This is a genomic window from Faecalicatena orotica (assembly GCF_905197545.1).
Classification (GTDB): domain Bacteria; phylum Bacillota; class Clostridia; order Lachnospirales; family Lachnospiraceae; genus Faecalicatena_A; species Faecalicatena_A orotica.
Genome location: NZ_CAJJZH010000004.1, coordinates 1 through 13,613 on the forward strand (window position 1 = coordinate 1; position 13,613 = coordinate 13,613).

General features: G+C 43.0%; 11 protein-coding genes and 1 CRISPR repeat array (1 of these 12 running past the window's edge). Of the genes, 7 read left to right on the plus strand and 4 right to left on the minus strand.

Features of this window, described 5'->3' with window-relative positions; genetic code table 11:
• From ABIN22_RS09515 to ABIN22_RS09530, 4 genes are all read left to right on the plus strand, one after another.
• On the plus strand, window positions 1–266 hold a 266-nt coding region (locus ABIN22_RS09515; protein ID WP_346908183.1), incomplete at its 5' end, for a hypothetical protein.
• Between the two features lie 19 nt (window positions 267–285).
• Window positions 286–1,581, plus strand: a complete 1,296-nt coding sequence (locus ABIN22_RS09520; protein ID WP_346908185.1) for a DUF2812 domain-containing protein — start codon at window positions 286–288, stop codon at window positions 1,579–1,581.
• 32 nt (window positions 1,582–1,613) lie between these two features.
• A complete protein-coding gene (locus tag ABIN22_RS09525) occupies window positions 1,614–1,928 on the plus strand; it encodes a PadR family transcriptional regulator (RefSeq protein WP_109732908.1) in 315 nt (104 codons plus the stop codon).
• Between the two features lie 243 nt (window positions 1,929–2,171).
• Window positions 2,172–4,298 (plus strand): InlB B-repeat-containing protein, encoded by a 2,127-nt coding sequence (locus ABIN22_RS09530; protein WP_346908188.1) that lies wholly within the window; start codon window positions 2,172–2,174, stop codon window positions 4,296–4,298.
• A 140-nt stretch (window positions 4,299–4,438) separates the two neighbouring features.
• Here the strand turns inward: ABIN22_RS09530 and ABIN22_RS09535 are convergent, their stop codons facing one another.
• The 3 genes from ABIN22_RS09535 to ABIN22_RS09545 all read right to left on the minus strand — a co-directional run bounded on the left by ABIN22_RS09535 (window position 4,439) and on the right by ABIN22_RS09545 (window position 7,112).
• A complete protein-coding gene (locus ABIN22_RS09535) occupies window positions 4,439–5,755 on the minus strand; it encodes an MATE family efflux transporter (RefSeq protein WP_346908190.1) in 1,317 nt (438 codons plus the stop codon).
• Window positions 5,742–6,188 carry a MarR family winged helix-turn-helix transcriptional regulator gene (locus ABIN22_RS09540; protein WP_346908192.1) on the minus strand — a complete coding sequence of 149 codons (447 nt, stop codon included), beginning with the start codon at window positions 6,186–6,188 and terminating at the stop codon, window positions 5,742–5,744. The genes ABIN22_RS09535 and ABIN22_RS09540 overlap by 14 nt, the downstream gene beginning before the upstream one ends.
• 111 nt (window positions 6,189–6,299) lie before the next feature.
• Complete coding sequence (locus ABIN22_RS09545; RefSeq protein ID WP_346908194.1) at window positions 6,300–7,112, minus strand: LytTR family transcriptional regulator DNA-binding domain-containing protein; 813 nt, start codon at window positions 7,110–7,112, stop codon at window positions 6,300–6,302.
• 262 nt (window positions 7,113–7,374) lie between these two features.
• Here ABIN22_RS09545 and ABIN22_RS09550 point away from each other — a divergent pair, with 262 nt between their 5' ends.
• Together ABIN22_RS09550 and ABIN22_RS09555 are read left to right on the plus strand one after the other, a co-directional pair.
• Entirely contained in the window at window positions 7,375–8,256 is an 882-nt protein-coding gene (locus ABIN22_RS09550) for an aldose 1-epimerase family protein (protein ID WP_346908196.1), read from the plus strand.
• A gap of 96 nt (window positions 8,257–8,352) precedes the next feature.
• Window positions 8,353–9,348, plus strand: coding sequence for an SPL family radical SAM protein (locus tag ABIN22_RS09555; protein ID WP_346908786.1), 996 nt, complete (start codon window positions 8,353–8,355; stop codon window positions 9,346–9,348).
• A gap of 16 nt (window positions 9,349–9,364) precedes the next feature.
• On the opposite strand, the gene ABIN22_RS09560 is transcribed toward ABIN22_RS09555, so the two are convergent.
• A complete protein-coding gene (locus ABIN22_RS09560; protein WP_109732914.1) occupies window positions 9,365–10,171 on the minus strand; it encodes an AraC family transcriptional regulator in 807 nt (268 codons plus the stop codon).
• A 114-nt stretch (window positions 10,172–10,285) separates the two neighbouring features.
• On the opposite strand from ABIN22_RS09560, the gene ABIN22_RS09565 reads away from it, so the two are divergent.
• Window positions 10,286–12,301: a beta-galactosidase gene (locus ABIN22_RS09565; RefSeq protein ID WP_346908199.1), complete on the plus strand. Its 2,016-nt coding sequence runs from the start codon at window positions 10,286–10,288 to the stop codon at window positions 12,299–12,301.
• 490 nt (window positions 12,302–12,791) lie between these two features.
• A CRISPR array of direct repeats spans window positions 12,792–13,613; the repeat unit is 32 nt; unit sequence GTCGTTCCCCTTGTGGGGACGTGGATTGAAAT (it continues 532 nt past the right edge of the window).

The following is a 13,613-nucleotide window of genomic DNA, read 5'->3' on the forward strand; positions in this document are numbered from 1 at the left end:
TCGAGGGCATAACCAAACAGGGTGATAGGAAATGGATGGAAAGATTCTTTGTATGTGGTTTTGAAGGTATATATACAGATGGAATGAGGGAGACGGTACCAATTAGGTATCGTTTTTTTATGCATTTTTTCTCCAAATTGATAAACAATTCTGAAAACGGAGGGCAAAAGGGTCTGACCCCCTTGCACTTCATTGTCAGAATTTTGCAACTTGACATTATCGAGTATCGATATTATAATATAAATAGAAATATCGATACTCGATAATACGGGAGGAGGCGCTCTCATGAGAAATAGGAAAAGGGTTTTAAAGGGGTTTCATTACTGGGAATGTGATTCTTTTGGTGATTATTTGCACAATATGTCTGCGGAAGGATGGCATTTTGTGGAATGGAAGCTGGGATTGATTTTTGAGAGGGGAGAATCGAGGGATTACTATTATGATGTTGAGGCTTTTCCAAAAGGAAGTGAGATGGATACAAGGCCTGAACCGGACACGGAGGAATATGCGGAATATTGTGAAGCAGCAGGATGGAAGTTCATTGACAGCAAGCAGAGGTTTTGTGTGTTTCGGCGGGAACAAGAAGATGCACTGCCAATTGTAACACAAGAGGAACGTCTTCAAAATATAAAGAAAGCCGGATGGAGGAAATGGGTGTCAGATTCCATAGGTATGCTTTTTATCACAATTCTCATTTGGTTAGAGTTTTTAACAATCAATTTTGAAAGATGGATATTTTTTGACCTTATGCTTTTCTTAATACTTGCGGTTACTGTTGGAAGTATAACGAAGATTCTGGAATGTTTTGTCATGATACTGGAAGGACATAAGAAAAAGGCAGAGATTGCAGCAGGCAATATTCCCTATTATGGAGGTAAGTTTCAGGCGGCAGCACGTTTTTTTCGAAATTATATGTGGGTATTTGTAATAACAATTGCTTCTGTGATTGCATGTATTCAAAAATATTATTATTTAGCAGTGATTGTACTTGTGTTTGTTTCGATTATTTTTTTTATCACAGCCGTGATAGCTGTACGAAGGCCTTCCAGGGCTGATAACTGGATATTTCAGATAGGAGGAGCTCTTGGCCTGTTAATGGTGATAATCCCTGTTATTGTTTTTATAGCAATAACAGCAGGAGACCAACAGATAAATAATCTATCGATGCAGGAGATCCCCTTATTACAATCAGATTATAAAGAGATAACAGGAAAAATTGATTTGACAGATGAGGGACATTTTCAGGGAGTTTTAGGTTCCATGTCCTATTTTCTGGTCCGCTATGACGAGACAACAAATTCCGTAGGGGACAGCAGCGACAGCTTATGGTACTACGTTTATGAGAGCAGCCACTCATGGATTTTGAATAAAATATGGAAACAGCACTTGGAAAAAACAGATGGAGCGAGGGACTGTACGCAGGAGTGGCGGGCAGAAGCTGCTGTATGCAGTGGGAGCCGGGGAAGTATCTATACTGTACTTTATCAGGAAAAGCTCCTGTATTTATATTCAAATGATCCACTTGATGAGGAACAAATCGATATAATTCGTATGAAACTGAAATTAGGAGAGATCATGTAAGTTGTATATAATAAATAGAAGGCAGGTATAATATGGCACGAGAACAATTTCAGACGTTGACAGAGCCGATGTATTATATTTTATTGGCCCTGTTGGAAGAATGCTGCGGCGTTGATATTATGGATAAAGTAGAAAAAATATCAAAAGGACGAGTGAAAGTAGGGCCGGGAACACTTTATGCTATGCTGTCGAAATTTGAGAAGAATAAAATCATAAGACTTACTGAAGAAGAGGGGCGCAGGAAATCGTATATCATAACAGAGAGCGGGATGAAAATGCTTAAGAAGGAATATGACCGCCTTAAGATAATGACCGGAGATGGAAGACGTTTAATGGAAAATATCTAAAAATCATTATTTTTTATACTTTAAATATTAAGAAGATTCTGAAAACGGAGTGCAGAAGGGTCAGACCCCTATGCGCTCTATTTTCAGAAATAAATAATAATATCTGCAAATATACAGAAAAAATTAAGAAAAACTTAAACTATACAGCTTTTTTTATTTGTAATCTCTGTTATAATATAATCAAGAAAGAGTCTGTATGGTAATGTTCGTATTCAGATATAATCTCTGAAGGAGGTGAGATTTATGAAACGGAAGTGTAGAAGTGGATTGGCGCTTGCATTGGCTTTTGTTTTGACGGGGGCGGCGTGTATGTTGCCGGTGATTCCGGTTTCTGCAGAGACAGGAGCCGGTGTTGAAAGTAAGGACGTAAAGAAAATAACTGTGAACGTTCAGACAACTGATAGTATTACATTAAAAGCAGAAGATAATTACGAATATGCCATAGAGACGGAAAAGGATAATGTGAAGACTTGGAAATGGGCGGAGGCCGGGCAGTATGACAGGACGAATAAGACTGTTATATTTAAAGGCCTTCAGGCAGAGACCCAGTATCGGTTTGGCTGCAGACTGGCAGGAAGTACCGAGGCAGTGAACCAGATTACAGTGCAGACATTAAAGAAGGCTGAGAATGTCCAGATACCGGAAAATCAGAATACACCGGCATCGAATGTACCGGACAACAGTCAGGAACAATCTGGAAATACGCAGGATCCTGTTCAGGTACCGGAAGAAAATATACCGAATGTACAAGATCCGATTGGTTCCGCCCAGACGCCGACAGGCGGGGAGAAGATTAAGGAAGAGGATAATAAGAATCAGTCAGACGAAGTTATCAGTCAGACAGATGGTCAGCCGGAAGGTAATGTCCCTGTAAATGATAATAATATGAAGGCACCAGACAAGCTGTCATCAAACCAAACGTTACCGAAACCGTCTGCTCCGGTTGTATCAGAAGTAAAGGATGTAGAAATCACACTGAAGCTGCCGGAAGATGCAGATACAAAGTATAATTATGAGTACAGTATCGATGGTATAAAATTCCAGAAAGATCCAGTATTTAAAGGCTTGACGGAGAATACGGAATATAAGTTTTACCTTCGGATTGCGGCAGGCACCTATGATAATAATGTTTATCCTGCAAGTGAAAACAGTGATCCTACTAACATGAAGACATTGAAGGCTGCACCTGAAAAGCCTCAATATCCGCCGAAATTGGCAGAAAAAACAGATACAGGAATTACCTTGAAGGCAGCGGACGGGGAAAAAGAGCCAGAAACTCTTGAATTTGGAAGGCTGACTTCTGCGACAGATATTGCATGGAATTCAACAGGAGTGTTTGATCAGCTTACACCGGGGACAGAGTATCAGTTTGTTACCAGACGCAAAGTTGATGAAAAGGAACAGATGCAGGGATTATCCAGTGATGTACTGAAGGTTACGACACTTCAAAGTGCGGCAGCGGCTCCGGCAGCTCCGGAATTACAGAAAAGGACAGATACATCCATTACCTTAAAAGCTATTGACCAGCAGCAGTATGCAATACTGATGGCAGATGGCAGTGCAGTCTGGCAGGACAGTGCAGTGTTTGACGGATTAAAGCCGAATACAGCATATTCGTTTATTACACGGATGAAATATAATCCGGATATGGATATGGAAAGCGCAGCTAGTGCAGCTGCAGCCTTTAAGACGGTTATTCGTTTCGAAGGTGCAAAGATAACCGGTATTACTCCGGGTGGTTCATATGAGGAAGGAACAACACTCACATTTACGGCGGCCGGTGTCGGTATGGAGAATGCATCTCCTCTGGCCGGTGATACGAGATGGGCGCCGAAATCCTGGAGCTGGGATGGAAAATCTTTTAAGAACTGGGACAAGGAACCGTATTCATACACTTATAAGTATACAACACCTGGTAATTACAAGTTAAGAGTTGCTTTCCAGCTTGAAGAGTGGACCACAGGCGGCTGGGTATCTATGGGCGAGACGAATACGATTACTACGGAATTTAAGGTTATTGCAAAAAAGGTGATTTATACAATTACAGCAGAAGCAGGAGCAAATGGTAAGATTGAACCAAAAGGCAGTGTAGACGTGGAAAAAGGAAAAGACTGTGAGTTCAAATTCACTCCGGATAAAGGATACCGCGTGTCAAAGGTTACCGTAGACGGCAAGGCAGTTTCTGTAAGCAATAACCGTTATACGTTCTCAAATGTACAGGGTAATCATAAGATTTATGTCACCTTTGAGAAAGACAACCGTACACCTAAGACCGGTGATACAACACAGGTGGCATTGTTTGGCGGCCTTGTTACGATTTCAGCAGTATTGATCCTTATGCTTGTGTACAGAAAGAGAAAGCACTTATAATAAAGTAAAAATGATAATGGCTAGAAAATGAAATGCGGAAAATAATTCCAGAGTCACAAAGGGCATTATATATGGCTAAAACAATTTGTCATATATGATGCCCTTTTGAGCGGATAGCATGCAGGATGTGAACTATTGGTTTAGTCTGCCCTTGCCGTGACATGTTTATATGGTTCAGGCTGCCTGTTGATAATTAGAAGGCTCAGCATCATCGCAAACAGTTGCGAGGCAGGGACGGAGAACCAGGTTCCGGAGATGCCTGCTATTTTGGGAATAAAAAGCAGCAGTACAAATAGGAAGAATACTTCCCCATATATCAGTATATATGCCCACATATTTTTTCCGGTTGCATAGAAGTAAGCTGTCGTTATCCTTGAAATACTGACAAATAGATAACCGAGGAGAAAGACAGGCAGTATGCGGGCGGCATTTCCGGCAATCTTACCGGAAGCACCGAATAATTCCGCAACACTCCTTCCTGCAAAAAATAAGACAATAAAACTGAATAATGCTGTGAGTAACCCGAAACGATAAGCCATATTCCGGAATTGCTTTGTTTTTTGGACATTACCTTCCCCGTAGGAAAGGCTTAAGAGAGGCTGGCACCCGTCGCTGACTCCCTGTAGCAGTAATAGGACGATACAGGAAATATAGCTGACCGGTGCATAATATGTTACAGCCAGTGTCCCACCGGTTAGTGCGGCACTCTTATTGATCAGAATTAATGTAATATTAGGTGAAAAAGTAAGTCCAAACGGGGAGAGTCCAACTTTAAGTATGTTTTTTACGAATGAAACCTTGTGTCCCTGAAAATGGAACAGAGGGACCTCTTTTTTTATAAACAGGCAGATCAGACATACAAGGAAGGTAACTGCCTGACCGCAGACGGTAGCTGCTGCAGCCCCCGTCATTCCGAGAGGATATTTCCACACAAACAGATAGTCCAAAATGATATTAGTAAAAAAACCTGCAGTCATTGCAAGCATTGCAGCGATGGAACTGCCCATATTCCTTATGAATGGTACAATACCGGTGCCGAGTATCTGGAAAACTGCGCCATAGGTAATATATAGAACATATTCTTCAGCAAGCACCTGAATATCACCCGAAGCGCCGAAAAACTGTAAGATGGCCGGGGCGGCAGGCAGATATATCAGTGTCAGAATTATGGATGACAGGACAAGCATGATCAGTGACATGCCGAAATACTGTCTGCCCCGGGTATGGTCATTAGTTCCGAGGCTTATAGCATATTCAACTGCGCCGCCCATTCCAAGCCCGGTGCCGGCGGCCTGCAAAAAAGCAGTGAGAGGGTAGGCGACATTGATAGCGGCAAGAGCACTGTCCCCCAGGGCGTTTCCAACGAAAAAGCCATCTGCAATTGCGTATACCCCAGAAAGTGCAAATGCAAACATAGACGGAATAACGCAGCGGAAAAATTCTTTACGTAGGTTCATCAGTATCAGCCTCCTTGAATAATTTGTTATAAAGGGCAGTAATTTCTATCAGGGCACGGGATTTTTCCTGGCCGAGTGAGTTCCAGACAGCACACTCATGTGCCTGCAGTTCATTGACTGCAATCTGGACAAATTCATTACCCGCATCTGTCAGGAGGATATCCTTATTGCGGCGGTCCTCTTCAGAAGGCACAAGTGTGACCCAGGAACGTTCCATGAAATGCTTCAGGATGGTATTGACAGTCTGCTTGGGGAGTACCCAATCCCGGCAGATGTCTTTCTGTTTACAGATTCCTTCCGATTCGGAGAGTGAGAGTATGACCAGAAGTTCATAGTAAGACAGGCCATGCCGTTTTGCCCAGTCTTCATACAGGCTTGTCGTTTCACGCCATAGTGTGGTATATAGTTTGATTTGTTCTAAAGATGTCTTCATAAGAAGCCCTCCATAAATAATAGTCTGTTTACGGACTAATATTAGCACAGAAATTTACAAGATGTCAATAGAAAAGAAAAATCCGCCGTTTGTAAAAAAATAGAGCCTTGGTCAGGCCCTATTCTGTTCACCCGTAAGTTGGATTTGTATCTCTACATATCGTTCCTTTCCGATTGGCAGCTGTGTACCATCTGTCAGTGTTGCCTTATACCGCCGTATAGACTGGATATACCTCAGGTTGGCCAGATAACTGCGGTGGATATGCAGAAACTGGGGATGTTCCATATTTTTAAGAGATGTCCGTGCAACAAATGCCCCACTTTCTGTATAAATGGTGCATAATTTATCGTTCGATTTGATATACAAAATTTCTGCAGGGAACAGAAAACGGACATTCCCATCCAGATCCTTTATCCGGATCTTTGTAAGATCACCTCCTGTCAGTTCTTCAATATGCATACGGTCGAAGAACAAAGCCTGCGGTGTATTGGCGTGAGCAGCCTCGAACGCACTGGACAGGAATGTTGCATCAGTTGCGTGGGTGGCATGAGCGTGAATCAGCTTCAGAAAATCCTTGTGCTGGTTCCATACAAAGGTAAAGTGCATTTTAACGGCCAGAAGAGAACTGTCAGGCATTGATGCGGAAGCAGTGAATCTGCCATAGGTGATCCAGGTCTGACGTTCATGGATCAGCATGCTGTATTCCTCATGTGAAATTTCAATGGCCGAGAGGGCACATTCTGATTCCACCTGCTTTAAAAATTCCTGGATTCCTTTCGTATACTGTACATTGTAATCCCCGATCCAGACAAAGTCCTCATCTAAAAGGTCGATAAATTCCGGTATCCGGCGGCCTACGAGTGCGTACGACAGTTCACGTGACTTATCGAGTACTTCCTGCTCTGTAAAATGATGATATTTCATAGCGGTTTCCTCCTTTTTGCTTATAATATAGTTTATATTATACAGTATTTTCAGGTAATATGTAAATATATGTCAAAAATTCAGTTAGTTTGTATGGATAAATGTCGGCTTTAAAGAAATATAAAGTGAAATGTTTAAATCCCGTTTAGGCGAAAGAATCAAATTAATTATTTGCAAACTGTGTGAAGAATGTTAAACTGTTTTTTTTACAAGAGAGGTGCTAATATAACAGTAAATAAAAGTATAAGGTAGGGATCAGATAATGGAATTTATTTTAGAAAATGAAGAGTTAACCGTTAAGATTCAGTCATTGGGTGGAGCGCTTTCGTCTATAAAGACGAAGGATGGACTGGAATACCTGTGGCAGGGGGACAGAAACTATTGGAGTGGGCAGGCACCTGTCTTATTCCCGATATGTGGGAGTTTAAGGAATGATTCTGCAAGGATAGGTAAGAATCATATAACAAAGATGCCAAGACATGGGATTGTCAGAAAGAGAGAATTTATCTGTGAGAAGAAGGAAAAAGACAGTGTTTTGTTCAGCATTGAAAGCGATGAAGAAATGCTGCAGCAGTATCCCTATCATTTTAAGCTTGGAATCCGATATACATTGTTGGAAAACAGAGTGATAACAGAATATTGTGTGGAAAATAGAGGGTCCGAAGTCATGCCGTTCTTTATCGGCGGACATCCGGGATTTAACTGCCCTCTCTGTCCGGGGGAAAACTATGATGATTACCGTCTTGTTTTTTCAGAGGAGGAGACGTGCAGTGTGCCGTATCCTGTAACGGAGACAGGTCTGATTGATATGGGGCGCAGGGCCGGTTTCCTGAATCACCAGCAGGAACTGCAGTTAAACCATGATCTGTTTTCACGGGATGCAGTGATTCTGGATGAACTGAAGTCCAGAAATGTAAAGCTTTGCTCAAAAAAGCATGAAAAAGGGGTGGAGCTGGCATTTGCTGATTTTCCATATCTCGTATTATGGTCCACGGCAAATAAGGGGCCGTTCGTGGCACTGGAACCCTGGACAGGACTCTCTACCTGCAGTGATGAAGGTGACGTGTTTGAAGAAAAAAGAAACGTTCAGTTGGTTGAGGCGGGCAAATGTAAGGCGTATAAGTTTGATATCAAAATTTTCTGAAGTCCATCTGTAAATTTCATGGAAAAGGTACATAATAAAGAAAAAAGTGAAGGATGAAAATTACGTTTCCTTCACCGGAAAGGTATGGACCTGAATATGAAGTTTGACGCAGTTTATTTTGAACCCGGCAGTTTAACATATCCTCTGGGGAAACAATTGAAGGAACAATTTGCAGCTCTGCCGTGGATTCCGATAGAGAGCCATAATTCCATAAAAGAAATGCAGGAGAAACCGAATTCTGAGTTTGGGCGTATGAAGCGGAATCTGATTATCGGAACCCGGAAAACGCATAAATATGTGGAGAACCATAAGGTGTCGGATTATCTGGTACCTTATACCTCCTCCGGCTGCACCGCCATGTGCCTGTACTGCTATTTAGTTTGCAATTATAACAAATGTGCATATCTGCGTCTGTTCGTTAACAGGGAACAGATGATGGACCGCCTGGTCAGGCAGGGGAAAAAGAGTGAAAGAGAACTGACATTTGAAATTGGCAGTAACAGCGACCTTGTTTTGGAAAATACAATTACAAATAACCTGTTGTATACAATACCAAGATTTGCGGAAGAAGGGACCGGGAAGATTACGTTTCCGACAAAATTCCATATGGTAGAGCCGCTGCTTGGCCTTTCACACAGGGAGAAGGTAATCTTCCGCATGAGTGTAAATCCGCAGCCGGTTATCGAACGGATTGAGCTGGGTACTTCGAATCTGAAGCAACGGATAGATGCCGTAAACGAGATGTGTAAGGCAGGCTATCCCTGCGGACTACTGATTGCGCCGGTTATATTGATGGATGGCTGGAAGACGATGTATACAGGACTACTTGAAGAACTAAAAAGCGGACTTAGCAGTAAAGTAAAGAAACAAATGTTTCTGGAAATTATTCTGATGACTTACTCATATGTCCACCGTGCCATCAATGGTGATGCATTTCCCGGAGCGGTCGATTTATATGATAAAGAATTGATGACCGGCCGGGGAAGAGGGCGCTATTGTTACAGAAATGAGGCAAGAGAGGAGGCGGAGCTTTTTCTCAGATCTGAAATCAGGCGGATACTGGGGGATGTACAGATCCTTTATATAAGTTAGCTAAGGACATTCTGTATCAGTTCAGTTTCCGGAATCCAAGAGGCGTCATTCCCGCCATTTTCCGGAAGATGGAGATGAAGTGACTCGAATCGGTAAAACCTACATTTTGTGCAATATCCTGAACTTCCATGCGCGGGTTTGTGAGAAGGAGTTCTTTCGCTTTGTTGATCCTGTAAATGGTAAGGTATTCATAAGTAGAACATCCAAGAAATCGTTGGAACAGCCGGGACAGATACTGCGGGGTGACGTAAACCCTGCGGCTGAGCTCCTGCACGGTGAGTTCAGTGGGATAGTTTGTTTCAATATCCTGTATTGCAGGGGCGACATACCTTTGATATAGAGGGTCGTCCATTAAGCTGCGGGTATAGACGCCGTCTGCAAAATACATCAGCAGGCGGTAACAGTCCGATGACAGGGCTATGACATCCAGCGGCGGATTTTCATATTTTTTTACAACATCAGAGATCAGGGCCTCAATCTGTGCGCCCTGTTCTTTTTCTATGAAGATATATTGCCTGTTTCCAAGCAGTCTGGAGATGCTGCTCTCAATTGTACCCGTAAAAGTAGCAAATAAAGTATGCCATTCATTCGTTTCTTTTGCATAGGAATGGCGGATAAAAGGCGCAATTAAGACACCTTCTCCTTCATGAAGAAAAAACTTTTTGCCCTGGATGAAGATTCTCCCGGTGCCTTTTTCGGACTGGAGGTAATGGTAAAGGGGGTATCCTTTTGGACGGGAGGTACTTTCCTGCACCCAGTGGCTGCCTACCGAGTCAAAAGTAAATGGTTCCGTGACCGGGATGTTTCTAAAATAGATTGCCATGATTATCTCCTGTTTCGATATCTTATATTATTTAGCTTAACATATTACACAATACTTTGTCTATCCATAATATAATCGCATTAGATTGATAAGATTTATAAGGAGATGGATGGTATGGAGAACAAGTTTAAAAGAATTTTATATGGCGGGGACTACAATCCGAATCAATGGCCAAAAGATGTTTGGGATGAGGATATGAGGATATTTAAAGATGCACGCATTAACAGTGCAACAATTAATGTATTTTCCTGGGCCAGGATTCAGCCGGCAGAAGAAGTTTATGATTTTCAGGAACTGGATGAAATTGTTGAAATGCTGGGCAGGGAGAACTATGATATTGTGCTTGCGACGTCGACTGCGGCTCTGCCGGCCTGGATGGTAAAGCGGTATCCAGAAGTAGCAAGGACGGACTATGAAGGCCGTCACCATAAGTTTGGCCAGCGGCATAATGCGTGTCCGAATTCACCTGTTTACCAAAAATATGCAAAAGCACTTGCAGCAGAGCTGGCAAAACGGTACGGAAGCAATAAGCATATTGCATGCTGGCATATTAACAATGAGTACGGCGGGGAGTGCTACTGTGAAAAATGCGAAAAAGCATTCCGTGTCTGGCTGAGGAAAAAGTATCAGACGCTGGAAGCGCTGAATAAAGCGTGGAATCTCGAATTCTGGGGGCATACCATATATGACTGGGATGAAGTTGTACTGCCGAATGCACTGAGTGAAGGTCTGGAGAATGATAAGACAGCATTTGCTGGTATTTCGATTGATTACCGCAGATTCAATTCTGACAGCCTTCTTGGCAATTATGTTATGGAGCGCGATGCAGTCCGTGAGTATGACAAAGAGACACCGATTACGACAAACCTGATGGGAACATTTAAGGGGCTCGATTATTTTAAATGGGCAAAAGAGATGGATATTGTATCCTGGGATAATTATCCGAGTTATGATACACCGTGGAGCCAGACGGCGATGCGCCACGATTTAATGCGTGGATTAAAAGACCAGCCATTTATGCTGATGGAACAGACACCCAGCCAGCAGAACTGGCAGCCGTATAATTCACTGAAAAAACCGGGGCAGATGCGTGCCCAGAGCTATCAGACGATAGCGCATGGTGCCGATACAATTCAATTTTTCCAGCTCCGCCGTAGTGTGGGAGGCTGTGAAAAATTCCACGGTGCAGTGATCGCACATGTAGGAAATGAAGATACAAGGGTATTCCGGGAAGTGAAACAGCTTGGAACGGAACTGGAAAAACTGGCGGACACAACACTTGGAGCGGTCAATGAGGCAGAGGTCGGGATCATTTTTGACTGGGATAATTACTGGGCTCTTGAATATACAAGCGGTCCTACGGTGGATCTTAAGTATGTCGAACAGATTCATCAATATTACAAGTATTTCTATGAACATAATATCGCGGTAAATATGATTCCTTATGACGCAGATTTCAGTAAATACAAAGTAGTGGTGGCGCCTGTACTCTATATGGTGAAAGAAGGGATGCAGGAAGCTCTGGAAGCTTTTGTGGAAAAAGGCGGGATACTTGTTACGACATACATGAGTGGTATTGTGGACCAGTCTGACAATGTTCATCTGGGTGGCTATCCGGGACCTCTGGGCAGGATGGCAGGCATCTGGGTTGAGGAAATTGACGCTTTGGCGCCGGAGCAGACAAATTCAGTGGTCTTCAATGATGGAGAGGAGGCTGCAGGCAGGCTGGTCTGCGATATCATCCATTTGAGGGGCGCAGAATCTGTTGGAAATTACGGATCTGATTTTTATGCAGGAAGCCCGGCTGTTACAAGAAATCAGTATGGAAATGGAATCGTATATTACATAGGAACCAATATGAATGAAGACGGCCTTGGGAAAGTGATGGGGATGGCAGCAGGTGATGCAAAGGTGAAGCCTGCTGTTGAAATCGAAACCGGACTGGAAATCACATGCAGGAAGAAGGATGGACATAAGTATTACTTTGTAATCAACTTCAAAGATGATGAAATAGAAATGCCCGATTGTTTTGCAGGATGCAAAGACATGCTGTCAGGGGAAACAATTCGCGGGGGTGAGATGCTTTCCAAATATGATGTGAGGATGGTATGCGTTGAGGAAAGGGGATAAGGAATAACAGAATATATATTTAACAGTCGGGGGAATGCAGCGATGGCCTCAGTATTGGGGCGATGCTCCTTGCTGAACATGAGGCGCTGGCACATAGCACCCTTGCCACAGGTGTCTTTTAATGAACTGATGCGGTTACTGTCACACCAGAAGGATGTGCACAGTAACCGGGAATGCAGGTTTACAGGTGGATATTGTAATTTAAGGTTGTATTGGAGATGGAAAAGGGATAAAATTTAAGGAGAAGGTAGATTTTTCTATAGAGGAATTGTGGATTGTAATTAGGAGAATTGCAGTTGACCAGATACTAATTATGTGGTGCGAACCAGAAGTGAACATAAAAACACTGGGGGATTCGCACCAGAAAAAATGCACAAATTGAGTGTGCCTGTAAATAAAATGAAGAGAAAATGAGCGTAAAGTAGATAAGTTAATCAGATGTTTAGGTGAAAATGACTAAATATTTGGAGAAGAAATTGTCTATTTTGCAGTCGTTCCCCTTGTGGGGACGTGGATTGAAATTTTATATGCTCCAGAGAGGCGTGTGACAGGTCCTGTCGTTCCCCTTGTGGGGACGTGGATTGAAATGTGTTAAAGTCCTTGTTTGTATCCGTCACCTGACGTCGTTCCCCTTGTGGGGACGTGGATTGAAATCACCAATCGTAATACCACAGGCGGCAAGCAGAGTCGTCGTTCCCCTTGTGGGGACGTGGATTGAAATTGACACAGCAGCTGGTGTCCCGGCCTTTGTATAGTCGTTCCCCTTGTGGGGACGTGGATTGAAATTGCTGTACCCCTTTGTGCTTCTTTAATCAAAAATGTCGTTCCCCTTGTGGGGACGTGGATTGAAATATTCGGAAAAACTCTGCAACCGCTCCTTTAGACAGTCGTTCCCCTTGTGGGGACGTGGATTGAAATCACAAATCTGTTCTGTTTCTTTGTCATTCAGGCTCGTCGTTCCCCTTGTGGGGACGTGGATTGAAATCTTGCGGCCTTTGTGGTTTACTTAGTTGCAACAGGTCGTTCCCCTTGTGGGGACGTGGATTGAAATCAACCATTTGCTTAGATCGTCTGCGTACTCTGCCTCGTCGTTCCCCTTGTGGGGACGTGGATTGAAATGTCTTCAATAATCGAAGCTATCATTTCTGCCTCGTCGTTCCCCTTGTGGGGACGTGGATTGAAATTTACATTCTTTGAAAACATGGTTGACAGTGTCTCGTCGTTCCCCTTGTGGGGACGTGGATTGAAATACTTACAAGGCTGTCTTCTGGATATACCTTTCTTGGTCGTTCCCCTTGTGGGGACGTGGATT